Annotated in this window: 24 protein-coding genes; 16 read left to right on the top strand and 8 right to left on the bottom strand. The window is 49.1% G+C overall.

The features are described 5' to 3' along the window. Positions 1–121: 121 nt before the first annotated feature. From DXY38_RS02445 to DXY38_RS02430, 4 genes are read right to left on the bottom strand one after another with little or no spacing between them, the layout of a single operon-like run. Complete coding sequence (locus tag DXY38_RS02445; protein WP_371410981.1) at positions 122–697, bottom strand: prepilin-type N-terminal cleavage/methylation domain-containing protein; 576 nt, start codon at positions 695–697, stop codon at positions 122–124. 16 nt (positions 698–713) lie between these two features. After that, a complete protein-coding gene (locus tag DXY38_RS02440) occupies positions 714–1,232 on the bottom strand; it encodes a GspH/FimT family pseudopilin (protein ID WP_115070333.1) in 519 nt (172 codons plus the stop codon). Continuing rightward, complete coding sequence (locus tag DXY38_RS02435; protein ID WP_115070332.1) at positions 1,229–1,657, bottom strand: hypothetical protein; 429 nt, start codon at positions 1,655–1,657, stop codon at positions 1,229–1,231. Before DXY38_RS02435 ends, DXY38_RS02440 begins: the two co-directional genes overlap by 4 nt. Further along, positions 1,657–2,106 carry a hypothetical protein gene (locus DXY38_RS02430; RefSeq protein ID WP_115070350.1) on the bottom strand — a complete coding sequence of 150 codons (450 nt, stop codon included), beginning with the start codon at positions 2,104–2,106 and terminating at the stop codon, positions 1,657–1,659. The genes DXY38_RS02435 and DXY38_RS02430 overlap by 1 nt, the downstream gene beginning before the upstream one ends. 232 nt (positions 2,107–2,338) lie before the next feature. Here DXY38_RS02430 and DXY38_RS02425 point away from each other — a divergent pair, with 232 nt between their 5' ends. The 8 genes from DXY38_RS02425 to DXY38_RS02385 all read left to right on the top strand — a co-directional run bounded on the left by DXY38_RS02425 (position 2,339) and on the right by DXY38_RS02385 (position 9,866). Continuing rightward, positions 2,339–2,815 (top strand): prepilin-type N-terminal cleavage/methylation domain-containing protein, encoded by a 477-nt coding sequence (locus tag DXY38_RS02425; RefSeq protein WP_115070331.1) that lies wholly within the window; start codon positions 2,339–2,341, stop codon positions 2,813–2,815. A 160-nt stretch (positions 2,816–2,975) separates the two neighbouring features. Then, positions 2,976–3,512, top strand: a complete 537-nt coding sequence (locus DXY38_RS02420) for a type IV pilin protein (RefSeq protein WP_170952826.1) — start codon at positions 2,976–2,978, stop codon at positions 3,510–3,512. 75 nt (positions 3,513–3,587) lie between these two features. After that, entirely contained in the window at positions 3,588–5,300 is a 1,713-nt protein-coding gene (locus tag DXY38_RS02415) for a hypothetical protein (RefSeq protein WP_136988010.1), read from the top strand. 259 nt (positions 5,301–5,559) lie between these two features. Further along, on the top strand, positions 5,560–6,000 hold the full coding sequence (locus DXY38_RS02410; RefSeq protein ID WP_115070328.1) for a hypothetical protein: 441 nt from the start codon (positions 5,560–5,562) through the stop codon (positions 5,998–6,000). Next, positions 5,997–6,683: a Tfp pilus assembly protein FimT/FimU gene (locus DXY38_RS02405; RefSeq protein WP_115070327.1), complete on the top strand. Its 687-nt coding sequence runs from the start codon at positions 5,997–5,999 to the stop codon at positions 6,681–6,683. Before DXY38_RS02410 ends, DXY38_RS02405 begins: the two co-directional genes overlap by 4 nt. A gap of 109 nt (positions 6,684–6,792) precedes the next feature. Beyond that, positions 6,793–8,397 carry a VWA domain-containing protein gene (locus DXY38_RS02400; protein WP_244278978.1) on the top strand — a complete coding sequence of 535 codons (1,605 nt, stop codon included), beginning with the start codon at positions 6,793–6,795 and terminating at the stop codon, positions 8,395–8,397. A gap of 517 nt (positions 8,398–8,914) precedes the next feature. Continuing rightward, a complete protein-coding gene (locus tag DXY38_RS02390; RefSeq protein WP_115070325.1) occupies positions 8,915–9,304 on the top strand; it encodes a hypothetical protein in 390 nt (129 codons plus the stop codon). A gap of 79 nt (positions 9,305–9,383) precedes the next feature. Next, complete coding sequence (locus tag DXY38_RS02385) at positions 9,384–9,866, top strand: type II secretion system protein (RefSeq protein ID WP_115070324.1); 483 nt, start codon at positions 9,384–9,386, stop codon at positions 9,864–9,866. Positions 9,867–9,918: 52 nt separating this feature from the next. On the opposite strand, the gene lepA is transcribed toward DXY38_RS02385, so the two are convergent. After that, entirely contained in the window at positions 9,919–11,733 is a 1,815-nt protein-coding gene (lepA, locus tag DXY38_RS02380; protein WP_115070323.1) for a translation elongation factor 4, read from the bottom strand. Positions 11,734–12,073: 340 nt separating this feature from the next. Here lepA and DXY38_RS02375 point away from each other — a divergent pair, with 340 nt between their 5' ends. From DXY38_RS02375 to DXY38_RS02350, 6 genes are all read left to right on the top strand, one after another. Next, positions 12,074–12,778, top strand: a complete 705-nt coding sequence (locus DXY38_RS02375; RefSeq protein ID WP_115070322.1) for a type IV pilin protein — start codon at positions 12,074–12,076, stop codon at positions 12,776–12,778. A gap of 2 nt (positions 12,779–12,780) precedes the next feature. Further along, positions 12,781–14,565, top strand: coding sequence for a hypothetical protein (locus DXY38_RS13450; protein WP_136988007.1), 1,785 nt, complete (start codon positions 12,781–12,783; stop codon positions 14,563–14,565). Further along, on the top strand, positions 14,543–15,076 hold the full coding sequence (locus tag DXY38_RS02365; RefSeq protein WP_136988005.1) for a hypothetical protein: 534 nt from the start codon (positions 14,543–14,545) through the stop codon (positions 15,074–15,076). Before DXY38_RS13450 ends, DXY38_RS02365 begins: the two co-directional genes overlap by 23 nt. Then, positions 15,077–15,709, top strand: a complete 633-nt coding sequence (locus DXY38_RS02360) for a Tfp pilus assembly protein FimT/FimU (protein ID WP_115070319.1) — start codon at positions 15,077–15,079, stop codon at positions 15,707–15,709. Between the two features lie 135 nt (positions 15,710–15,844). Further along, positions 15,845–17,425, top strand: coding sequence for a VWA domain-containing protein (locus DXY38_RS02355; RefSeq protein ID WP_115070318.1), 1,581 nt, complete (start codon positions 15,845–15,847; stop codon positions 17,423–17,425). A gap of 26 nt (positions 17,426–17,451) precedes the next feature. After that, the gene (locus DXY38_RS02350) at positions 17,452–17,781 is read left to right on the top strand and encodes a multidrug efflux SMR transporter (protein WP_115070317.1); all 330 of its coding nucleotides are present in this window, start codon (positions 17,452–17,454) and stop codon (positions 17,779–17,781) included. Positions 17,782–17,819: 38 nt separating this feature from the next. Here DXY38_RS02350 and DXY38_RS02345 read toward each other — a convergent pair whose 3' ends face one another. Beyond that, on the bottom strand, positions 17,820–19,289 hold the full coding sequence (locus tag DXY38_RS02345; RefSeq protein WP_115070316.1) for a malate:quinone oxidoreductase: 1,470 nt from the start codon (positions 19,287–19,289) through the stop codon (positions 17,820–17,822). An 84-nt stretch (positions 19,290–19,373) separates the two neighbouring features. Here DXY38_RS02345 and DXY38_RS02340 point away from each other — a divergent pair, with 84 nt between their 5' ends. Beyond that, positions 19,374–19,619 carry a NifU family protein gene (locus DXY38_RS02340; RefSeq protein WP_006854698.1) on the top strand — a complete coding sequence of 82 codons (246 nt, stop codon included), beginning with the start codon at positions 19,374–19,376 and terminating at the stop codon, positions 19,617–19,619. A gap of 192 nt (positions 19,620–19,811) precedes the next feature. After that, positions 19,812–20,522, top strand: coding sequence for a hypothetical protein (locus DXY38_RS02335; protein WP_244278977.1), 711 nt, complete (start codon positions 19,812–19,814; stop codon positions 20,520–20,522). Here the strand turns inward: DXY38_RS02335 and DXY38_RS02330 are convergent. Further along, on the bottom strand, positions 20,475–21,416 hold the full coding sequence (locus DXY38_RS02330) for an alpha/beta hydrolase (protein ID WP_115070314.1): 942 nt from the start codon (positions 21,414–21,416) through the stop codon (positions 20,475–20,477). The genes DXY38_RS02335 and DXY38_RS02330 overlap by 48 nt on opposite strands. Positions 21,417–21,458: 42 nt before the next feature. Beyond that, positions 21,459–22,169 carry a DUF4079 domain-containing protein gene (locus tag DXY38_RS02325; RefSeq protein WP_115070313.1) on the bottom strand — a complete coding sequence of 237 codons (711 nt, stop codon included), beginning with the start codon at positions 22,167–22,169 and terminating at the stop codon, positions 21,459–21,461. Positions 22,170–22,424 lie beyond the last annotated feature (255 nt).

Below are 22,424 nucleotides of genomic sequence, written 5' to 3'. Positions count from 1 at the left end.
GGCCTATTTGGCTGGCTGCTGGCCTAGGGGTTATGGCGGTTCTGGAGAGTGTTTCCTTACAAACGCTGGGTGAAGATCAGAATCAAGGTCTATTTCAACGATTAAGGAGAAAGCACTTCATTCAGAACACGGCAGCAGAGCGAAGGCGTTTGGAGCCACGATCAGCTTCCTGTTCCAACGCGAGATTCAGCACCTTGGAATGAGGATCCTGGCGGACTTGAAACCCCAAATCGTCTTTGGGTAAGCCATCAATAAGAACGCGGTTTTGGGCTGTGCCCCCTGGTCTGATCACACCATCAAGGCCGTAGGCGGGCCCGCAGCGCATCAACACCTGGCCGCGCCAAATGGGTGAGGGCGCAGCGCCCACGCTGTAAACAATGGTTGGAGCAGAACCCTGAGACTTGCTGCCATCCAGCCCAATCGCGAGCACCGGCTGACGGCCGGCCATGCCGCAGGGCCATTGATCGGAAGTCACAGGATCCACCTCCCAGCCAGAGCCAATCGCCAACTCATCACGAATCAACTCCAAGGTGCGGCGTTGCTGCGCTGATTCACGCAAACGGCTCGCCATGCTGTTGCCAAGGCGCAAATCAGCGCCGATCAGCTGCAGCATCACCACAAACAGCAGGCTGCCAAGGCCGAGCGACAGCAGCAGTTCGATCAACGTGAAGCCTCTCTCAGCGCTTGTTTCATTCATTCGCTTGATCATCGGCTTAGCTCGAGGCGCCATCAGGCAGGCAACGGCTACTCAAAAGACGTCCTCCATCAGAGGGAAGGGGAGCCTGATAGGAACCAATCCGGCTCACGCCTAAGGGCAAGCTCACCACCAAACAACGCGCTTTCGCTAGGCGTTGATGGCTAAGCACCGCAATCCCGCCATCCAAGAGCAAACCGTTGGCGGTGAAGCGCAACACCGCCGGCAGGTTGGTATTCAAAACAATCGGCCCCTGCTCAAACCCTTCCTGCAAGGCCATCCCCATCTCAGGGCAGGCAGGAATGGCAGCAGGCAGGATCCCATCATCAGGAGCCACAAATCCTTCCTCGCTTAGGGAAAGTCCACATGCTCGTTGCTCTCGCCGAGCCATGCTGCGGGCCCGGTCCAAACCGACCTGCAAGCGGCGCGCACTGGCATCCAGCTGCAATTGATCACGATCGCTGCGGCCGGTCACGATTGGGATCGACGCCAACATACCCACCAAGCTCACCACGATCAGCTGCTCGATCAAGCTCATGCGCTCACCTCATCTCTCTTGCAGAGGCCATAGGCCGCAGGCGACAACAGCAAACGTCTCCTTAAGGGAGGTGTTGCTTGCTGAGAAGGTGCACTGATCTCGAGCCAATGGCCAAGACCCTGCGGATCGGCACTCCAGCGCATGCTCAGCTCAGATCCAAGCGGCAAACGCTCGGCAACGGCTGCCTCTAAGGCTTCAGGGTTAAATCTGCAATCAGGCGAACTGGAATCGATCACGTCAGACGCTGCTGCATCCAACTGAAGCCAACGTTCAGTCGCGATCCGCGCCGTCTCCAGCTGAAGAGCAAACTCCTCAAACTGAGTGGCGCGTCGAATTTCAGTGGCAGCCTGATTCCACACTCCAAGAGCAGCACCGCTGCTTCCAGCCAACACAACCGATGAGACCACCACTTCAAGCAAGCTCATCAATCAGCCTCCAGCTGAGGAACTCGGGCCTGAAGCTGCACCTCACTGATGCCGATTACCGCAGGAGCAAGAGGATCAAGTGCAAGCCAGAAACGGCCAATTCGGCCATCCGCTAACTGCAATCGCAGCGACCCCTTTTCCCCTAAGGGAGACCAATCGAGCAGGGACCATTGCATCTCGCCCACCTCACCACGGCTCAGCTGGGAGGGATCGGATGCATCGCAAGCGTGAACGGCAGCAGGCCAGTCCAGTGATGGCCACTGCAGCAAACAGGCTTCATGCCCACCGGTAGCAACAACAAAGGCCTGCGCCGCAGCGCGCAACTGATCAGCGACCCGTTCACGCTGATGAGAGGCATTACTCCGCAAGCGCTTCTGCAGGCTGAGCGTATGAATCGAAGCACTCCCCAGCAGCAACACCGCTGAAGCGGTAAGCGCTAGGGGCAACACGAAGCCAGCCTGTGATCTTGGCCGACAAACCAACAAACAACTCAAAGGGTTCAAACACAGCTGGGTGAAGCATTCCCCGGCGAAGAGAAGGACAGCAAATCTAGAGGGAGAAAGGGCCCTAAGAAACTTCTCAGAAAGATCTAGCCCTTTTCTTGCCTAAGCACCAATCAATCAGGAGATAGTGGATTCATGAGCACAAAGGTGCCATTTCAAAATTCATTTATTGAACATCATGAGCACACTGAACAGCCGTCTTCAGCTTTCCATTCTCAACCGCAAGAAAGACAAGAATCTTGCCGAAAAAGGCTTCACCTTAATTGAATTAATGATTACAATTGTAATCGTCGGCGTACTCTCAGCAACAGCACTACCACAATTTTTAGGCGTAAAAGAGAAATCAGAAGCCACAGCACGAATTGGAGAGTTCATCGGACTTGCACAAGAATGTTCAAGCTCTATTAAAATGGATGGTCCTTGGCCTGATACATACTCAGCCAATCTAAAAGCAAAGGGCATAGACAAAGACTGCCATGGCACCACAGCGAAAACATCTGCTCCAACAGTTGACATCAATTACACAGGAGAAGTGATACCAGCAGATCTAGCGGGCACAGTAAGCTGCGGACCCGACATCAAGTTAGCCGAGGGTAAAAAGTGCAACATAAAAGTGCAGTTTTTAGACGGCAATATGAAATTTTCAGAGGTGTAATGACACATCAGGCAGCATACAGATGTTGCCTGATAACATAAGTTTTCTAAAATCAGCCAAATTTAACAAGCAAAACAGTCAACGAATAAAACCTAAACAATGAGGCAGGGGATTAAAACTCACACCTGCATCAATCAAGTCGGGAAATGCAATGACTCTCATGATCAAAAAAATCCCTTCACCAAAAGCATGGCGGATCAAAAATGGCTTCAGCCTTGCAGAACTAACAATCACTACAGCAATCGTTGGAGTACTAGTCAGTGTTGCATATCCAAATTACGTAAATCACAACAACAAAGCCAAGCTGTTTGATGCAAAATCCACAATTTCAGCAATTCCTCCAATCATCAGTGCATTTATTGATAAAACGGGAGAGACACCATCCAGCTGGGATGATTTGTCGAGTATTGCAGTCGTCATGACAAAAAATGGCCCAGCAACAGGCAAACTCAATACACCAATCACACTTCCAAACTCAATTTACGATCTCTCAATCACAGGGCCTGCAAATTCAGTGTACACACTGATCGCAACACGGGTGGTCGATAGAGGTAAGAGTGACCCATGTGCAGAGAATGCCAATGATTGCACAGAGTATGGGTTTTCTATCAAATCTTGCTTCAATATCAGCAACGGGGCAAGCGACATAAAAAGTGGAAAACTCTCCGAAATCGCAGACACACTAAATTGCAGCTAAGTCATGCAGAAACACACCTTTCCCAGCAAATACAAAAGATCGAATCAGCTAACCACCGCAAAAAGCGAAGAAGGCATGACCATGGTCATTGCCATGTTGATGGGAACGGTTCTGCTGGCTGGAACCACAGGCTTAATGGTTCGCCAGATCATGGCACGCAAACTTGGCGCCTCAGAAAGTTATCAACAGATGGCCGAGTCTGCAGCACTCAATGGCCTCAACCGGATCATTAGCGATATCAACCGCGATGACCGTAACAACTACACAGGATTCCTTCTTTCGCTTAACAACAGCGAAGGACAGTGGGGCTGGGCAAAACCCAATACAGATGATTATGAATTGGTGGAGCTCTGCACACCAGTCACCAAATACACCAAAGCATACCCAGCGCAAACAGAGTCACAAGCACCAAACGTATTAATAAGTGAAGGAGATATGCGCAATGATGGAGGCAGTAATGACATCCAAGTGGCGTACCGGCTGCGTAGTTACAACACCACGGCAACAGCAGGCAATGGTGAAGGCACTTTTTATATTGAAGGAATAGTCAGCCGTGGAGAAACAGTCATGGCTAGAGCCTTGCTACGCCGTTCTCTTTATGTGAGCTCAAAAGTTGCCGGCGCTGGAGACTGGAGTGTGATGAGCGGTCACAACCTCCGCTTAAACGACACTGAAATTAATGGACCTGGCAACATCTTTTATTTAACGAATACACCCGGAAATTACCTCGCAACACAATATGCCAGTGGCTGCAGCGATTCAGCGCTACTCGCTGATGTGAGCTCGAGCAATGCTGAACTGGCAGGCAAAAGCCTAGACAATCAGGTTTGGCCAATCAATATCAATACGACAAGAAGGGGCGTCAGCGGAATGCCACCATCCAACCTCTTCGAAAAAGATCCTGTTAAAGACACAACCACAGGCAGTGGTGGCAACACGATCCGGATGTGGAGTTTTGATGACAGCGCCCCAGCGCCTGGTGATCGAGATGGTGATGGTCTAAACGATGTCGAAGAAGATGGCATCACAGAAATTCAGTATCCAGCACTTCCCTGCAGTGAAGCGGTCTGCGTGCGTGATGCTGATAAAACCGACATAGGTGACTATGGCATCACTGATTCAGGAGACTTCCGAACCCTAGAAGAGGAAGGGATCAAGATTGATCCTGATGGATCAGTCATCACCCTAAAGACCAATATCCTCTGCAGCCAATCAGAAAAATTCGATTGCCATGTTTATCTTGATCACATCAACTTAAGCAACAAAAAACTCTTAATCGAAACAACAGACACGAGATCGGTTGTCCTGCATTTGGAGCAGCCCATTGCTTATCCAACCGATCCAAATTTTTCACGCGCAATCACACTCTCAGGTTCAGCAAAGCTTTGCAACGTGAATCCAGGTAGTACAACCTGCAATGGAAATCCTGAGCAGCTCGTGATCATGGCCAGTGGTGGATCAGCACCCGCAGACGCCTGCAACACCAAGGTGAGGTCATTGAGTTTCAAAGATGACAACCTGCCCTATGCGCTGCTGTATCTACCAACGGGTACTATTCGCCCCAACGGAGCAACCCTCAGCGGTCTGGCATGGGCCAGCAGCATCTGCGTTGTTGATGGGAACAATCCCTCATCCTTCACCCTAAACACATCGCAAAGCGGGATTCCCATTGTTCAAAGAGCGAATGACAATTGGGGATGGCTAAGCCGCTACAACTATCCCGGCTACGGCCGCATGGTTACCAGGGCGATTCGAGGCACGAGTCTCGACACCTTTGAGCGCTGGTAAAAGCCGCAGCCAGCAAATGCGATCTCAGCCAACACTCAGCAATCCCAAGAAACAATTTAAGGCTGAACTTTGAGACGCCTCAGTTCACGAAGACAGACAAAATTTAGACTACATCTATAGATCAAAGGAGGAGATTAAGAGTATCAAATCCCCTCCATCAGCGAATCGAGCCAACCTCAATGAGCTCATCCCCATGAAACATCCATTCGTCCCACATCGATCAACCCAGAAAAGGCCGAAAGGTTCGTCTGGTTTCACCATGATCGAAACCTTGATTGCAGGCCTGATCGTCGCTGCCGTCATGACAGCGGTAGGTCGTCTTGGGATCAGTGCAATGGCCACAAGCCGAAACCAATCATCGCGTACCAGCATCGAAGCGGCAATCAACGATCACATTCAGTTGGTTCAAATGCAAGATTCCTATTTAACGGCTGATGCCATTGAAGCCGAAACAGGCCTCAATACGAATCTTGCAACAGCATGCGCAGAGCCAAGCACATTTCTGATGAATCATCTGCAAAGAGCAGATGTCGCTGGAAGCACTCCAAACCCTGAAGTAGTAATGGAATGGAATAACAGTGATCCCTACCTATTGGTGTTGACATACAACTTCGAAGCACCCGAATCAACCATCGGAGCCGAACAACGGATGATCGAAGTTAATCCAAACTTTTCTTCTCAGTGCTACAGACTCTCATGAAAAACAAAAAAAATGGATTTACATTGATTGAGATGGTGGTGACCGTATCCCTTCTCTCGATCGCCACAGCAGCAACGGTACCAATGATTAGCAGAAATCAATGGCAAGGAGATGTCAAAACCTATGCCTATAAGCTGGAATCAGGATTATTGGATTTAAAGGCAAAGCTAGGCAAACAAAAAACCAGCTGCCTCATAGAATTTCCGACAGCCTATTCCTTTCAAACACCGGACAATGTTGTTGAGTTTAGTCAAGGTGGTAGCGGGAATACAACAACCATGCAATGCTGCAACTCTGAAATCAGTCGGCTTGCCAATGATCCTGACTGCAGCACTGGTGCGCCTGGCTATTCAATAAGCACCCTCACGGGCAGAGACCAGGACAATCTCCGAATTGTGCAATACGAATCAACACCAGCGTCCAAGGCAGTGCGTGTAGCAGTTAGCACAACAAAGTTTGGATTCACACCACCAGGCACAACATTAAATTCAGATCAAATTTCATTTTTAATCTGCCATGAGCGAGCCTTTTCAGCGGATGATCCCACAACTTGCATTCCAGGAAGAAACAAACTAGCCATTCGTTGTGTTCAAATTGATGGGGCAGGAGAAGTCTCCAATGGACACTGGAAGCTCGAAGAACCAACATCAGCGATTAGCAGTGGCTCATGCAAAACAACGTAATAACACGATTCAGACCATTCTCAGAAACACTTCACCCAGCATTTCAGCGATTAAGCACATCAATGTGACACATTAATCGTATGCAACAATCATCAGAGAAGAAGCGATGATGAACCTCTATCCGCAAAAATCAACAACGAAAAGGCTTCGCAAAAACGGCTTCACCGCGCCTGAGCTGTTAGTTGGGATCGTCGCTGGAACAATGATAATCGGAGCCGCATCAACCGGACTACGCACCACGCAAACCCTGATCTCTGAATCACACGGAAAGGCAACGCTTAGGCAAAATACAACGAATGGATTACGCCTGATGCGCTCTGAAATTGAGCGCAGCATGAATCTGCTCGTGAACCGCACTGAAGGTGTACCAGAGGGAGAGGAAGATACTGATCTGAGCCAATACAGCGATATTATCAACTACTGCAAAGGATTACCTCAGGCTGGTGGTTTCAATCCTGTGTTTGGAATCAATATGGTGGAGCTTGATGATCCTGTCATCTATGGAATTGGCCTGAGTGGAGACGGACGCGGCTATGCCCTGCTTCGATGCGGCTCTCCCCTCAACATGGATGGCACCTACACTTCAGTGGAAAGCACAGATACAGACAATGAACAATACCAATCAGGCATCTTTATCAGCAGAATCCTTGATGACATTGGCACGATCCCATGCAAAGTAAGTGATCTTTCTGAAGACGAAGAATGCCCAGATAGTGAGCCACTGACCACGATTTTAAGTCAAACAAGCTTTGCGTTTACGGGGAGTAAGTCTCCAGCCCGCACATCACAACAACCCGCATTCAGAGTTCAAACAGATATCAACACCAAACTTCTGAAGTTGATCGATCCCTATGAACTTGACGATTCTAAAGATGACCCCTATCAGATCTCTGCAAGTTTTCTTGAAAGCGTCAATGGTGTGAAAAGCCAGGCCAAGCAAGATCTCTATTTTTCAGCATTTGCACGGGCCGATAAGCGCGTTCGGTTTGGCTACGGCGCCACCGATAGTGGCGAAGGGAATGGATATGCCGGTGGAGCTTTCTTCCAAAACATTACAAGCAGCAATTTGCGTTTTATCCTTGATGGATCAGGCTCCATGAGTGCCTGTGTAGCCTGGAGCGGAGAATACGGCAATACACGCCGGCGCTTCTACGATCCTGATCGTGGCTATTACCGCACATACAAAATTTGCAGCTTCACCCGCATGGAAGCACTGCAACACGAAATGATCGACATCATCAACAATCTCCCTGATTACACCAAAATCGGGCTGGCATCCTTCAGTACAAGCGGAAAACGAAATAACAAAACATGGGAAGAAAGCCGCAACAATCTGGTGGAACTGGGTCCTAGTAATTCAGACGCACGTCAATCCGCGATCAGATTTGTGAATAGCCTCAGCAGTAGCGATCCCACGTACTGGGGAGGCACGATGCCCTGGAACACACTGGATGATGCCTTCGGCGACAATCTCACAGATACGATCTATTTCTTATCTGATGGGAAGCCCAACAAAGACCGGAATGGTTCTACATGGAGAAGCGATGATTACGACAATATTGCTGACCACTATGCAGCTCTCAATGCAACACGGGTAAGCAACGGAGTCACGTCGATCAAACTCAACTCAACCAGCGTTGGCCTTGACTCAGAATGGATGCAGATCCTTTCAAGTAGAACTTCAGGGGAATATATCAAGGTTGATGATGTCTAGAAGGATATAGCGAATAAGCCATAAACATACAAAGGCGCAAACCCATTCAAATCTTTACCATTAAAAAATAAAGCGGCCTTGCGAAAGATTAAAGCGACCAAGAAGGCTTTCGAAGAACATTCAATTCTGCAGCCATAAGCTTTGTATTAATCTATTCATTAGATACGTGCAAAGCGAGCTCTCCTAAAAATTACAACCAGAATGTTTCCCAAAAGGCTAATACTAATAGCCTTTTGGGAAATCAAAGACACCCGTTCCTTGCTAGTAACCTTGATCTCGATGGTGCCACCCTGTCCTGCTGAAACAATCCCATCACACCTCTAAGTGCTCCTGAACACGGTCCATATGCAACAGAACAAGGGAACGATAACGGAATCTAAAAAGCATCGCACTGCTGGTGTCGGGTTCAAATTTCAGCGCTGCATCAGAGGGCTGCAATTTGTGCAGCGCTTCTCGTAAATCCGGGTATTGGTCGGCTTCCGTAGGAAACAAACCACCAAGCAGGAACGACAGACTGATGTTTTATGAAGCCAACCTGAGTTTTGATCGTGATACGCCGCTTCAGCTTTTTATTCTCGCGCGCGTGCTGCTCCTAGGTGTCTCGATTAGACACCTTGCCAGTGAAATGCAGCAAACAGTCAGCGAACGTCGACTTTTCCTAGACGATGGGAGCGATGCTGCAGAAATTCGTGCCCCCTGCTACAGAGAGGTCATTCGTGAGCGCGGTGAGGGGACCCGAAACGCATTGTGCGGTTGTATCCAAATGAGCCGTTCCAAGAGCGAAAGCCAAGTAAAAAGCCAAGGCAGGCTCAGCATCCCGTACAAAGCACGCTCCAATGCCAGGGGGAAACCGGGGGTAGAAATCCTTAAAAACCAAACGCGCATAAAGCGCAAACGAGATTTATAGCTAAAATCCAAAAAGCGAAATGCGGCTAGTCGATGCACGTAAGCAGCGCTAGTTGCCAACAAATCAACGGATACCAGCCATGAATTCCACTCAAAACAGATTCGTCAAGAATCTCTTGGTCGCACGCCAAAAACAGAGAAACGGCACCGAAGGTTTCACCTTGGTGGAACTCATGGTCGTGATTGTGATCGTGGGGATTTTGTCCGCGGTTGCCCTACCAAACTTTTTGAGCCAAACCTCAAAAGCGAAAGCAACTGAGTGCAACACCAAAGCAGGTGCGATTCTCAGCCAAGTCGCTGCAGAACATCAACTCGGCTCTACCGAAGCAGCAGCCATGCTGACCTCGGAAATAACCACGAACAACACTAATGCAGAATTTTGCACATTCTCAGACGCTAACCTAACTGCTCCTCTATACGGTCTTGACATCACAGGCAAGACAGGATCAGACCTTGCCGGCAAATACGATGCCAATGCATGCGTGCAAGCCGAAACAGGCAAGAGGGATCTAACCTACAAAACCGGGACATCTCCCACTGCAGCAGCTGCTGATTGTACTTAAAAAACAAGAAGCCAGCCCAAGGTGGTGTCCGTAACGAAAACCAGCAAGCAAATTAAGGCGTTTGATTCAGCTTCAAAACTGCCATAAAGGCCTCCTGAGGCACATCCACCTTACCCATCGCCTTCATCCGCTTCTTGCCCTTCGCCTGCTTCTTCAGTAGTTTCTTCTTGCGCGAAATATCACCGCCGTAGCACTTCGCAAGCACATCCTTACGGATCGCGCTAATACTCGTACTGGCAATAATCCGGCTACCGATGGAAGCCTGCAAGGGAATCTTAAATTGTTGGCGAGGAATCAATTCCTTGAGCTTTTCAACTAAGCCCTTGCCCACGTTGTAGGCCTTATCGCGGTGGACGATCGTGGTAAGAGGATCAGCTCGTTCCGCATTGATCAACACATCCAGACGCACAAGCTCGTTCTTGCGATATCCAATCAGGTGATACTCCATCGAGGCATAGCCCTGAGTGCGGGTCTTCATTTGATCGAAAAAGTCAGTGACCACCTCAGCCAAGGGCAATTCATAAATCAAGGTCACCCGTTCCTTGGTGATGTATTTCATATCGATATAGTCACCCCTCCTCTCCTGGCAAAGTCCCATCAAGGCCCCGTTGAACTCATTCGGCGCATAAATCTCCATGCGCACATAGGGTTCCTCAATCGATTCACGCTGCTGAGGATCCGGAAGTGTGGCCGGATTATCCACCAAAATTTGCTCACCATTGGTGAGATTTACGGTATAAATCACCGATGGAGCGGTAACAATCAGGTCTAGGTTGTATTCACGCTCCAGGCGCTCCTGCACAATTTCCATATGCAACAAACCAAGGAATCCACAACGGAAGCCAAAGCCCATTGCACTGCTGGTTTCGGGTTCAAATTTCAGCGCTGCATCAGAGAGCTGCAATTTGTGCAGGGCTTCGCGTAAATCCGGGTATTGATCGGCTTCCGTCGGGAACAAGCCGCAAAACACCATCGGCTTGGCCTCCGCATAACCAGGCAACGGTGCATCAGCTGGCTCATTGACCAGGGTGATCGTGTCGCCCACTCGGGCATCAGCCACGGCCTTGATCGATGCCGCGAGGTATCCCACCTCTCCGGCGTGGAGCTCATCCACCTTTTTCTCATCCGGAGCCATGATCCCGACTTCATCGAGTTCATAGGTTTTGTTGCTCGCCATGAGCAACACCTTGTCTTTGCGACTAATCCTGCCGCTCATCACACGGAAGTAAACAATTACCCCGCGATAAGGGTCGTAATAGGAATCAAAAATCAAAGCTTTCGTGGGCTCCTTCACCGTGTCGGCAGGTGGTGGCACCCGATCCACCACCGCTTGGAGAATTTCAGGAACGCCCATCCCTGTTTTGGCAGAGCAAGGGATCGCATTCGAGCAATCCAAACCGATAATCGCCTCGATCTCCTCCTTGATCCGATCCGGGTCGGCACCAGGCAGATCAATCTTGTTGAGCACAGGAATGATCTCAAGATCGTTCTCCAGCGCCATATACACGTTGGCCAAGGTCTGAGCCTCAACGCCCTGGCTTGCATCCACCACAAGCAAGGCCCCTTCACAGGCCTGCAGGCTGCGGCTCACCTCATAGGAGAAGTCCACATGACCAGGTGTATCGATGAGGTTGAGGACATACTCCTCACCATCCGCCGCCTTGTAGTTCATGCGGGCGGCTTGGAGCTTGATCGTGATCCCCCGTTCCCGCTCCAGCTCCATGTTGTCGAGGAACTGCTCTTGCATATCCCGATTGGCCACCGTGCCGGTCTCTTGCAGCAAACGGTCGGCCAACGTCGACTTGCCATGGTCGATGTGGGCAATGATGCAGAAATTTCTGATTCTTGAAACGGGGGCGTCAGTCATGCAAGCGAGGAGGGCACCCCGAAACTGGTTGTGCGTTGATTGATCTTAGTGAGCCGAGCCAAGCCCCCAGAGCAATGCAGGAAAAGCAATGCGACTACGCGAGGCGCACAGCGCACTCTCATGCCTGTCCCCAACGCAAGGGAAGGGGTCCTAATCAAAGCGACCAGCCCCCGATAGGGCATTTCCGCACACTTCAAAGCCATCGGGGAGTCGGAGGTAGAAATGCTTAAAGCCGAAACACTCACTCAATTCACAGCTAAAATCAAGAAAAGGGCTAAAAACAGAGCTAGTCAAATCTTGTTAGCAGCGCTAGCAGCTCACAATTCGACGGTTACCAGGCATGAATTCCACTCAAAACCTGTACGTCAAGACTCTCTCGCTTGCAGGAAAAAAGCGAAAAGGCGCCCACGGAAGCTTCGTCCAGCTCAAACATTGTGGCAATCAATCGAGTTCCAGAACGTCCATTTCGTCATCACTAAAAAAGCTGCAAACAAAAACATTCCGACAAGGACGAGCATTCATTTACCCCGATAGCGATATATATAGCGGACTAAATGGATTTACTTTAACCGAAGTTTTAGCGGTTGTTGCGATTATTGGTGTTTTGAGCGCAATTGCATTGCCTAATTACATCAATCAATCCCATCGTGCACGCCAAAGTGAGGCAGCCGCATCCTTAACCCAATTACAAAATGCGATCGTTGCTTTTGCCGATGAAAATGGTGTTTATCCAACAAGCTGGAAAGATCTAAATGAAGTCGCAGCGATTATGACGCCATCTGGTGCTACAACCCAGAACAACTTCGGTAAGTTGACCCTGGCAAGCAGCGGCTGTGAAAGCACGAATCAAAATAACTGTTATACGGTAGAAACAATCCATAGTCCTCAAGATTCGCTTTATACACTTTCAGCCATCCCTGTTGATGCCAGCCGAAAAAAATTCAATATTGTTGCTTGCCTAGATTTAATCTCAGGATCCAGTGATTTTATAAAAGGAAGTCATGCAGGTGCAGCCGACATAGCAACATTAAGCTGTCGAGGTTAGTGATGGCCTTATTCAAACCATCAAAGCCATATCATCGAGACAAACCTTCCACACAGTTGAGTGAAAGGAGCAAAGAAAGCGAAGGCATTGCTTTGGTGATGACCATGCTGCTTGGGGCAACCCTGCTAGCTGGAGTATCAGCATTAATGGTCCGTCAACTCACAGCGAGAAAGCTTGTTGCATCAGAGAGTTATCGGCAAATCGCAGAAACGGCTGCAAACAATGGCCTTAATCAAATTCTGAGCAAGCTTAATGACGACAATCCTGATCAATACAGAGGATACCTACTTGGGTTGTCGAATACAGAAGATAATAGCAATTCACAAAACAACTATTTATGGAAGAAGATTGATACAGCGAATACACCCATAATGGACGAAATCTGCACAGATACCTCCAAAGGCCTTCCGAAACATCCAGGCGGGACCAACAAGATATGGCCAACAGATGCGCTAGAGGAGCAAACAATTCAAGGCAGTAGCAGCATTAGAGATGATGGGAAAGACGAATTACATTCTTATTACAGACTGAGAAGCTATAAAAATCCACCAAAATCAGATCAATTAGATAATGGAGAAGCAAAGTTTATTATTGAAGGGTTGGTTCAACGCAAAGGAATGGAAGAGGGCCAATATTTAGCCAGAGCTCGTCTTGAACGTTCGCTAAAAGTAGAAGCAGCTGTTCTAAAAAAAAGAGCGAGCGATTGGGCTGTTCTGTTTGCACATAATTATAAATTAGGCGAAACAACAATCAATGGCAATGGACTGATCACCTGGGCAGTACCAGAAGGCAATGCAGCAATCATCAGCAGAGATTGTAATACAGGAAATCTTACAAATCGCATTTCAAACAACCCGAGTTCACAACTTCACTGGAGAATATGGCCAGTCACAAACCAGAATTTACAATCCAACTCAACAAAGACATTATTTGAGATCAAAGGAAATATTGATCACCGTTCTTCTGGCTCCCAGAAAAGAATATGGAGAATTGACGATACAAATTCCTACCAAACAGGTTGGCAAAACTATAGTAAAAACTCAGTTTGCAAACGATCAAGATGGAGAGGCCTATTTCCTATTTGTGAAAGAATCGACGACGGCAGTGACCCTACCCTACAAAGTGATTACGATTCAGTCGTAAAAAATGTATGGGACTTTTATCGCCGACCACATCTATACAAGGGATGGGAAATCGTACTCAGTCAAGATGAATTTTGCCCTGGCAAATCAGGTGATTGTCATATCTACATAGAACATCTAAATCTAGAGAGGTCGAGGGTTTACATTGAAAATGACAAAAGACCCGTGATTTTGCATCTCACAACACCAAGCCAAAACAACAATAACCCAGAAGGCTCAAATGGTACCTTTAAACTCTCCGATAGAGCTTTGATTTGTGGCGTCAATCAAGGACAAAAAATATGTAATAAGAAACCAGAAAGACTCATCATCGTGAGTGATCATGACATCAAATCACCCGACACAGAAACAACCTGTGCCTCCACGTTATTCCCTTTAAAGATTGCAGGCTCTAGCTTGCCGCATGCATTCCTCATGTTGAGAAAAGGATCCGTTGAACTTACAGCAAATACGAGCCTCAATGGTGCCATCTGGTCTCAAAATATTTGCGCCAACAACAACACATTAAGTCTAAATGTCCCATCAAAGTTTATGGAAACAATGTATGATTTATGGGATTGGAAGAATAAAAACTTTGCTGGTCTAGGAAGAAGCATCAGTCGTGCAATCAGAGGAAGCGGTTATGACACCTTCCAACGCTTCTAAACTCATGGAAACCAATCCACGAAAAAGGAAACGTTCACCATTAACAGGCCTCAATGGCTTCACATTGATCGAAACGATGGTGGCAGGCTTGATCATGAGCTTAACGTTAATTGCCGTCTCGCGCCTAAGTATTAGTGCAATCTCCACGAGCAGCCACCAAACAATTCGCAGAAAAATAGAAGCTGCAATTAATAACGATATCCAGCTCCTACAACAAGCTGACTCACGCCTCAAACTTATCAACATCTCAGACAAAGAAAGTGCCTGTAAAGATCCTGGACTATTTCTAAGGGAGAAATTATCTTCAAATAATTCAGATTACTATGTACCCGAGCCTAAAATCACAGACCCATCTGGAAAGCGCGTACTCAGCCGAACAATCGAAAGTAGCCAAACACCAATTATGACGAGAGTTATTTATACAATAACAGCTCCTGAAAAAAATATTGGCGCAGAAAGAAGGATTTTAAACCTATATCCAAATTTTCATTATTTATGCGACGTTCTTTAAATGCAAAAGAAGGCACAGAGCAAAGATGCGCCTGGATTCACTTTGCTGGAGCTAATTGTTGTCATTAGCATCATTAGCTTAACTCTTACCTGGGCGCTACCTCAATTCAGAAGAAGAATAGAAAAATCATCTATTCAAGCTTTTACGCAAGCACTTGTCTCTGGTTTCTACAGCTTAAGAGCAAGGCAAGGCACAGATGGTTCTGGCTGTGATCTTAAATTTTCCTCAAACTACAACTTCAACACGAGCAATACGTTTGGATCGGCAAAAGATTTATTTGAATTAAATCATCTCAATGCGAAAGAAAGAGATGAACGCTTAAAATGTTGTGATTCAGCCCAATGCTGGAATAAGCCTGGAAATCTCACGTGGGCTAAACCCTACCGTTTCCTTAATCTGGAGGGATTACCCTCCTCGAAACGTGTTGAAATTCAGGTATCTAGTGATAGATACGAGCTATCACCACCTGGAACAAGTGCCATTGCAGAGCCGTTAGTGATTCTAGTGAGATCCCAAAATTGGAACCAAGACCCAAGCCGACCGCTACCCACCTTGTGCATTGAAATCTCCTCTAATGGAGTGATTAGAAAAGGCAAATGGAATATCCACAAGAAGCACTGCACAGACACATAAATACGCACAAGATAATTTATACTCAATCCTAAACAGCATATAATTTTACAATGCGGATTGGACACGTGTTCCATTAAACGACTAAAATGTGGTTAATGAGGTCCAGTCATCTCCAAACGACTTGAGGTAGCAGCTTTGAAAACACGTAATAACCGCCACCTTTCTTCAGCTCATTCTGGATTTGGCATTACAGAAACGTTGATCTCATTAACGGCTGGAGTTGCATTAATCAGCGCATCTGCGGTCGCACTCAATTCGACCAGTTCACTTATCAACACCAGCACTAACAAAGCAGATCTTCGCCAAAACTCAACAAATGGTACGCGCCTTCTCCGATCAGAAGTAGAGAGAAGCCTTAATGTATTAATAGATAGCGATACAACTCCCTCTGGGCTTGAATATACAAATCTGAAAAGCGACGATCACCAAAACACTCTTAAAAGCTGTGAAACCATAGCCCAAGGTAAAAATATTGCATTTAATCCACTTTTTGGCCTAAAAATGGCTGACTTAAATCAGCCTGTAATCTATGGTTTGAGCATTAATACAAGTGGCAAAGGTTATAGCCTTAATAGGTGCGGATCACCTTTGATGGGTGATGGGCGCTATAGCGAAACGGATGATCTTCATATTGCACCTGTTATCAACGATATTGGGGTCATGCCCTGCTGGAAAGAAATCGGAAAGACACTCTGCACTGAAAAGGAAAAGAGAAACCAATCACCCAAAAACTCTAATGGAATCCCCATTGAAGCCGATTTAAATGAAATCGTTGGACAATTAGATTTAAAGTTTAAAGACGACAAAACCCCAATTCGTGGCTACTTAGAGCCTGCATTACGAGTCGTCACAGACGAAAACAGGAAGTTGATACGATTCATTGATCCCAATGCGAATAGCAATGATGGTGAAAATAGTTATTTGCAGACGTCTGAGATCGTTGGTAAGCCAACAAAGGAAAACCTCTACTTTGCAGGCTATGCAAGGGCAGATAAACGCCTCAATCGTCAAGGAGAAAGCTCTGGAGTTCTTAATGGCGCCTACTTCCGAAGCGTAAGTAGCAAAAACATGAACTTCTTAGTGGATGGTTCAGGTTCCATGAGTGCCTGCATTTTATGGGGAACCAGCTACGGAGATTGGCGTATTTATTGGGGTGGATCTTCCTATTACTGGTCTCGTAAGAGTTGTTCTTTGACGCGGATGGAATCACTGCAGCATGAGCTTATTACACTTTTAAGTGATCTACCAGATGATACAAAGATCACTTTGCAATCCTTTAGTTCCCCCGGATATGTCAACCATCGCAGCTGGAGCGAGTCTCAAAATGGAGCTGTAGTTCTCGGTGATTCTGGCGTTAGGGATTCAGCCATTGCCTTCGTGAATACTTTAGATGATGAGAGATACTCCTACCGTTGGGGTGGAACGCATCCATGGGAAGGACTTGATTATGCCTTCGCACTAGATGATACCGATACTCTTTATTTTCTCTCCGACGGAGAACCATCCATCAATCGAAATGGAGGTCGCTGGAGAACTACTGATTTCAAGGAAACTGTTCAGCACTATTCAGACTTAAATAAATCGAGGAACACAGAATTAAAGGTCAATACGATTTCCCTGGGTCTCCAGTCCAATTGGATGGAATCACTATCGAGCAATACCGCCGGTAACTATTTGCAAATCGACAAGGATTACTTAACTGCTAGTAACAACTAGTTATTTTCAACCATGATGATTGATAGATGAATAAGGCTTGGGTCTTGCTTCTCTTGGCCATCGCATCAGAAGTGCTTGGGACCTCCTGCCTCAAACTCTCTCAGGGGTTCAGCAGGCCGATTCCCACACTCGTTGTGCTCGCTGCTTACTCCACTTCGATGCTGTTGCTCTCTCGAGTGGTGCAGACCATTCCGCTTGGCATCACCTATGCCTTATGGAGTGGGATCGGGATCATCGCCATCGTCCTGGTTGGATTGCTTGCCTATAAGCAAGTGCCCTCACCAGGACAACTTGTGGGAATCGCCACGATCACAGCTGGAGTGATCATCGTGAATCTCACTGGCAAACATCCCTAATTTGGGTCGTCGATCAACAAGGGGGTACTTACTCCTACTTAGCGCTCAACACCCAACCCAAGCAAGGCATCACTGCGATCTCGGCTGCGCTGAAGAAGCTCTCTATCCGCATTGAGATCTTGCCCATAGCTCGGCAATAACGCTTGCAAGCGCTGCTGCCACGCTTGCGAAGCCAAGCGATCAGCGAAACAGCGTTGAAGAATTTCCAACATGATCGTGACCGAGGTGCTCGCCCCAGGAGAGGCACCAAGCAGGGCAGCCAACGAACCATCGCCAGCGGAAACCACTTCTGTACCCAATTGCAAACGGCCTCCGGCGGGGGTGCGTTTGATGATCTGAACGCGCTGACCAGCCACCGACAAAGCCCAATCGTCCGCGCGCGCCGTTGGGAGAAAAGCCCTTAACGCCTCCATCCGATCCTCACTGCTTTGGCGCAGTTGATTCACGAGATAACGAACCAGAGGGATGTTGTTGACCCCAACTTGAAGCATGGGCAACACATTGGAAGTGCGCACAGAACGAGGAAGATCCAGCAAGGACCCCTGCTTCAAAAACTTGCTGCTAAAGCCGGCATAGGGCCCAAACAAAAGGGATCGACGGCCATCGATCCAACGGGAGTCGAGGTGAGGCACCGACATCGGTGGAGCCCCCACCTTGGCTTTGCCATACACCTTGGCAAAGTGATGCTCCGATAAATCCCGGTCGTTGCAGACAAGCCATTGGCCGCTCACGGGGAACCCGGCGTAAGCGGCCGCTTCAGGAATCCCCGAACGTTGGAGGAGAGGGAGGGCCCCACCACCGGCGCCGAGAAACACAAACGGCGTCAGCACGTCGCGGCGTCCAGAAGGGCCACGCAGTTGCAGCTCCCAGCCCTCTGCGCGGCGGTTGAGATCAGACACCGAAGTGCCGAACACCAAATCAAGGGCCCCCGACGCTTGCAAGGGAACAAACAGAGAGCGGGACAAAGCCCCGAAATCCACGTCTGTACCGCGCTCAATCCTGGTGGCCGCAACGGCCATTTGAGGATCTCGCCCGGCCATCACGAGCGGAATCCAGGAAGCGAGCTCAGCCTCATCGCGGCTCCACTCCATGGCCGCAAAAGCAGGCAGCGGCTTCAACTGCTCATAGCGCTGGCGCAGGTAGGCCACATCGCCCTCACCCCACACAAAACTGATGTGGGGTACGCGGTGAATAAACGCAGAGGGATCTAAACGCCCCTGCTCACAGAGGGACGACCAAAACTCGAGGCTGCACTCAAAACTGGCATTGATCGCCAGCGGTTTCGCCGTTGAAATCGTGCCATCCGCCTGAAGAGGCGTGTAGTTGAGCTCACAGTTGGCAGCGTGGCCCGTGCCAGCGTTATTTCCCGCAGCACTGCTTTCTAAAGCGGGTGCCTCTAACCGTTCAACAACCAACAACCGCAAGTCTGGATCGAGTTCATGCAGGAGGGTTGCCAGGGTGGCACTCATGATCCCAGCACCCACGAGAACAACGTCGTAGCGGTCCAAGGGGCGAACAGATCTGCTGTCGACAGGCTATGAGGCCGAGCGTCTTAGGAATGCCTAGAATCCAACCAATCCGAAGATTGAGCGATGAGCACCGAGACCATGGCCCTCACCAACGAGAACGTGGAAAAGGTGCTCGATGAACTCCGCCCCTTCCTGATGGCCGATGGTGGCAATGTGGAAGTGGTCGAAATCGATGGTCCGATCGTGAAAGTTCGCCTGCAAGGCGCTTGCGGAAGCTGCCCGAGCAGCACGATGACTTTAAAAATGGGAATCGAACGCAAGATGCGCGAATCGATTCCTGAGGTGAGCGAAGTGGTCCAAGTTCTCTGATCGCAAGAACATCAAAAATCGCATCGAAAATCCAGAACAACTCATTAAAGCTGGCATTCACTGGCAGCTACTAGGCGCCAATCAATAACTCTAAAAAGTATTTTCAACACACCCAATCCTTCAGTGAACCGGCAAAACTGAGGCAGTTATTCGGTGTAAATCGTGATGCTTTGGATCACTTCCATTCTCTGCGTGACTGCCATTGCCAGTGCGCATTGGCTCGCAGGCAAGGTGGCAACACGACCTGATCGCGAACAGGTGCGCTGGGCCTCCTTTGGAGGCGGAGCGGGCATGGCCTACGTGTTTGTGCACTTATTGCCCGAGCTTGCCAGCCATGGCCAAGCCTTATCCCAAGCCCCTGGGATGAAGGCCTTCGCCCCTACCCCCATTACAGAGGCGTTGCTATTTCTGATCGCCCTGGCAGGAATCATGGTGACGTACAGCCTTGATGTGCTCGCCACCCATAAACGCAAGGCTGGCAGGGTTGCGAGATCACTGCACACGCTGAATTTCGCTGCGATCAGCTACCTCTATGCCTATTCGCTTCCATCCCTGATCAGCACCGGATTGGCCTATGGAATCTTGTTCACCATCGCCATCAGCGCCCATGTCCTCCTAGCCGATCGGACCATGGACGCTCGGCATCCAGCCATCTACCGAACACGCAGGCGCTGGGTGGGAACCGCTGCCCTGGTGTTGGGGCTGTTGCATGCAGCACTCCTCCACCCCGTGGACGACCTCCATCTCGCCATCGCCACGGCATTTCTGGGAGGGGGACTGCTGATGGCCGTCTTCCGAGAAGAACTACCAGCCGTTAATCGCACGCGTCTTGGTTGGCTTGTGGCTGGCACCGCATCAATGACCAGTCTTTTGCTTCTTGCGCTCACCCATGCCACGCACTGAGAATGGATTGGAAGCAACGAATCCTTCACGCAGAAAGAGGGCTGCCTCCGCCATTGCCCGTTGACCGGGTAAAAAGTCACGTGAAAAGAGCTGCCCGCAATGAATCATTCCAGGCACAACATGCAAAGCCACATCATGTCCTGCCGTTTTTAAAATTGAAAAACAGGCGATCGCATCACTGAGCAACACTTCACGATCACCAGCCTGGAATAATGTACGGGGATAGCAGCTGTAATCCTGCTGCAAACAATCAAGATCTCGTGAATCATATGAACCATCCTCTGGCAAATAATGGGAAGAGATGGCCTCGAGTCGCTGCAATGACACAAGATCATCCTTGGCATTAAAAGCAACAGACTCTCTCCCATAGCTGAAGTCCATCACCCCTGCCATCACCAGTGCCACAGCTGGCATCGGCAAGCCCTTGCTCTGACAGCGATGCAGCAATTGCATCACCAATGTGGCCCCAGCAGAAATTCCTGTCACACCAATCGCCTCTGCTCGATAGCCCTGCGCTAACAACCAGCGATAAGCATCTTCCACATCATCGAGAGCAGCTGGAAAACAATCGTTCGGGCACAAACGATAATCAACCCCTAAAAAACTGATCCCTGAATCCTCTACAAGTGAGGCAATCAATTGCAAGTGATCATCCGTCGATCCCATGGTGTATCCCCCACCATGGAAAAACAAACACACATTTTCGCTACGGCCCGAGGGAGGATCAATCCAGGTGTAGGTCGTGCCCTTCATAGGAGAGCAGCGCACACGCCCTACAACATCAGTCTGAAAACTTCGATAGAGCGCAGAAAAAGCTTGTGACATGGCCGCAAGCTCATTTCCCCCCAAGCTCACACGTTGCAAAAACAGTGCCTTCAACGCTGAAGAATCCATGGGTTGAAGCCACAACCCTCTCTCTTTAGCCAGAGGGGTCAGTCAGGGCTGTGCATTGGGATCCAGTGAAGGACAGGTCTTCGCATTGAAATCACAGGCATAGATAGTGGACTTCTGCCAACCGAGCGGAATCTCGAGAAGGTCGCGAGTCCCCGTGAGGCCTTGCGTCAAAAACAGCAAGGCCGCCAGCACGTTGGCGGTGACATGCAAGCGACGCATGCGAATGTCGCGCAGGATCTCAGCGCGCGCTCCCAGGGAAAACAACATCAAGCCCGTCACTCCAACTCCAGCCCAGTAATGGGACTGCCAAAACGCAGGCGTAAGGGGATTATCCGAAAGCCGCCAAACCTCAGGCTGGGCGCCAAGCCCCAACACTCCGGCCCAGGTAATGAGAGAAAAAGCCAACCTCAATCCGGGCCTCTTGCAACGCCAAAGGGCCAGGAGGCTCACGATCGTTCCAACCAACACCAGCAACAGCTGGATCGCACGCCCCAGACCCCCTTGGAACTCAGCGACAGGAACCTTCGTGCCAATCACAACAGAGAGGGCAATCAACACCACCATCACCACAGCCGCTGCAAGCCAACGACCCAGGTCGCTGTGGTCGCGCCCAACCGTGACGGGGAGATTCTGTTTCTGGAGCCGACGTGCACGCGTCTGGACGGCCAAGCGCACCACCACACCCACCAGGGGATAAACCAAAACCACGGCAAGGAAAGGATGCAAGATCCACAACCAATCAACGCCGGCCATCACCAACAGAGCATCAACGCAAAACGTAGCCACGCTGCGAAAACATGCCGAAGCCCCCTGTAGGCATCGTCGTTGCCCTCAAAGGCTCAATGGTTCCAAGCAAAAAGGACCCAAAAAGCAACATCAAGACAACGCAATCGCGTCGTTAGCAACAACGATTCACACAACAATTCCCCTCAAAATCATCCACAAATGAATGGCCAAAACCCTGCTTAATCACTGGCGCAAGTCCTGGTAGATAGCTTGGTGCTCAAC

It is taken from the genome of Synechococcus sp. UW179B (genome assembly GCF_900474245.1).
GTDB lineage: Bacteria > Cyanobacteriota > Cyanobacteriia > PCC-6307 > Cyanobiaceae > Synechococcus_C.
The sequence above is the reverse complement of the archived record's forward strand: the minus strand, read 5'-3'. Positions and strand labels throughout refer to the sequence as shown.

Coding starts and splice junctions, on each gene's coding strand:
- DXY38_RS02445 (WP_371410981.1), bottom strand. CDS start 697: ATGAATGAAACAAGCGCTGAGAGAGGCTTCACGTTGATCGAACTGCTG.
- DXY38_RS02440 (WP_115070333.1), bottom strand. CDS start 1,232: ATGAGCTTGATCGAGCAGCTGATCGTGGTGAGCTTGGTGGGTATGTTG.
- DXY38_RS02435 (WP_115070332.1), bottom strand. CDS start 1,657: ATGAGCTTGCTTGAAGTGGTGGTCTCATCGGTTGTGTTGGCTGGAAGC.
- DXY38_RS02425 (WP_115070331.1), top strand. CDS start 2,339: ATGAGCACACTGAACAGCCGTCTTCAGCTTTCCATTCTCAACCGCAAG.
- DXY38_RS02420 (WP_170952826.1), top strand. CDS start 2,976: ATGATCAAAAAAATCCCTTCACCAAAAGCATGGCGGATCAAAAATGGC.
- DXY38_RS02415 (WP_136988010.1), top strand. CDS start 3,588: ATGACCATGGTCATTGCCATGTTGATGGGAACGGTTCTGCTGGCTGGA.
- DXY38_RS02410 (WP_115070328.1), top strand. CDS start 5,560: ATGATCGAAACCTTGATTGCAGGCCTGATCGTCGCTGCCGTCATGACA.
- DXY38_RS02405 (WP_115070327.1), top strand. CDS start 5,997: ATGAAAAACAAAAAAAATGGATTTACATTGATTGAGATGGTGGTGACC.
- DXY38_RS02400 (WP_244278978.1), top strand. CDS start 6,793: ATGAACCTCTATCCGCAAAAATCAACAACGAAAAGGCTTCGCAAAAAC.
- DXY38_RS02390 (WP_115070325.1), top strand. CDS start 8,915: ATGTTTTATGAAGCCAACCTGAGTTTTGATCGTGATACGCCGCTTCAG.
- DXY38_RS02385 (WP_115070324.1), top strand. CDS start 9,384: ATGAATTCCACTCAAAACAGATTCGTCAAGAATCTCTTGGTCGCACGC.
- lepA (WP_115070323.1), bottom strand. CDS start 11,733: ATGACTGACGCCCCCGTTTCAAGAATCAGAAATTTCTGCATCATTGCC.
- DXY38_RS02375 (WP_115070322.1), top strand. CDS start 12,074: ATGAATTCCACTCAAAACCTGTACGTCAAGACTCTCTCGCTTGCAGGA.
- DXY38_RS13450 (WP_136988007.1), top strand. CDS start 12,781: ATGGCCTTATTCAAACCATCAAAGCCATATCATCGAGACAAACCTTCC.
- DXY38_RS02365 (WP_136988005.1), top strand. CDS start 14,543: ATGACACCTTCCAACGCTTCTAAACTCATGGAAACCAATCCACGAAAA.
- DXY38_RS02360 (WP_115070319.1), top strand. CDS start 15,077: ATGCAAAAGAAGGCACAGAGCAAAGATGCGCCTGGATTCACTTTGCTG.
- DXY38_RS02350 (WP_115070317.1), top strand. CDS start 17,452: ATGAATAAGGCTTGGGTCTTGCTTCTCTTGGCCATCGCATCAGAAGTG.
- DXY38_RS02340 (WP_006854698.1), top strand. CDS start 19,374: ATGAGCACCGAGACCATGGCCCTCACCAACGAGAACGTGGAAAAGGTG.
- DXY38_RS02330 (WP_115070314.1), bottom strand. CDS start 21,416: ATGGATTCTTCAGCGTTGAAGGCACTGTTTTTGCAACGTGTGAGCTTG.
- DXY38_RS02325 (WP_115070313.1), bottom strand. CDS start 22,169: ATGGCCGGCGTTGATTGGTTGTGGATCTTGCATCCTTTCCTTGCCGTG.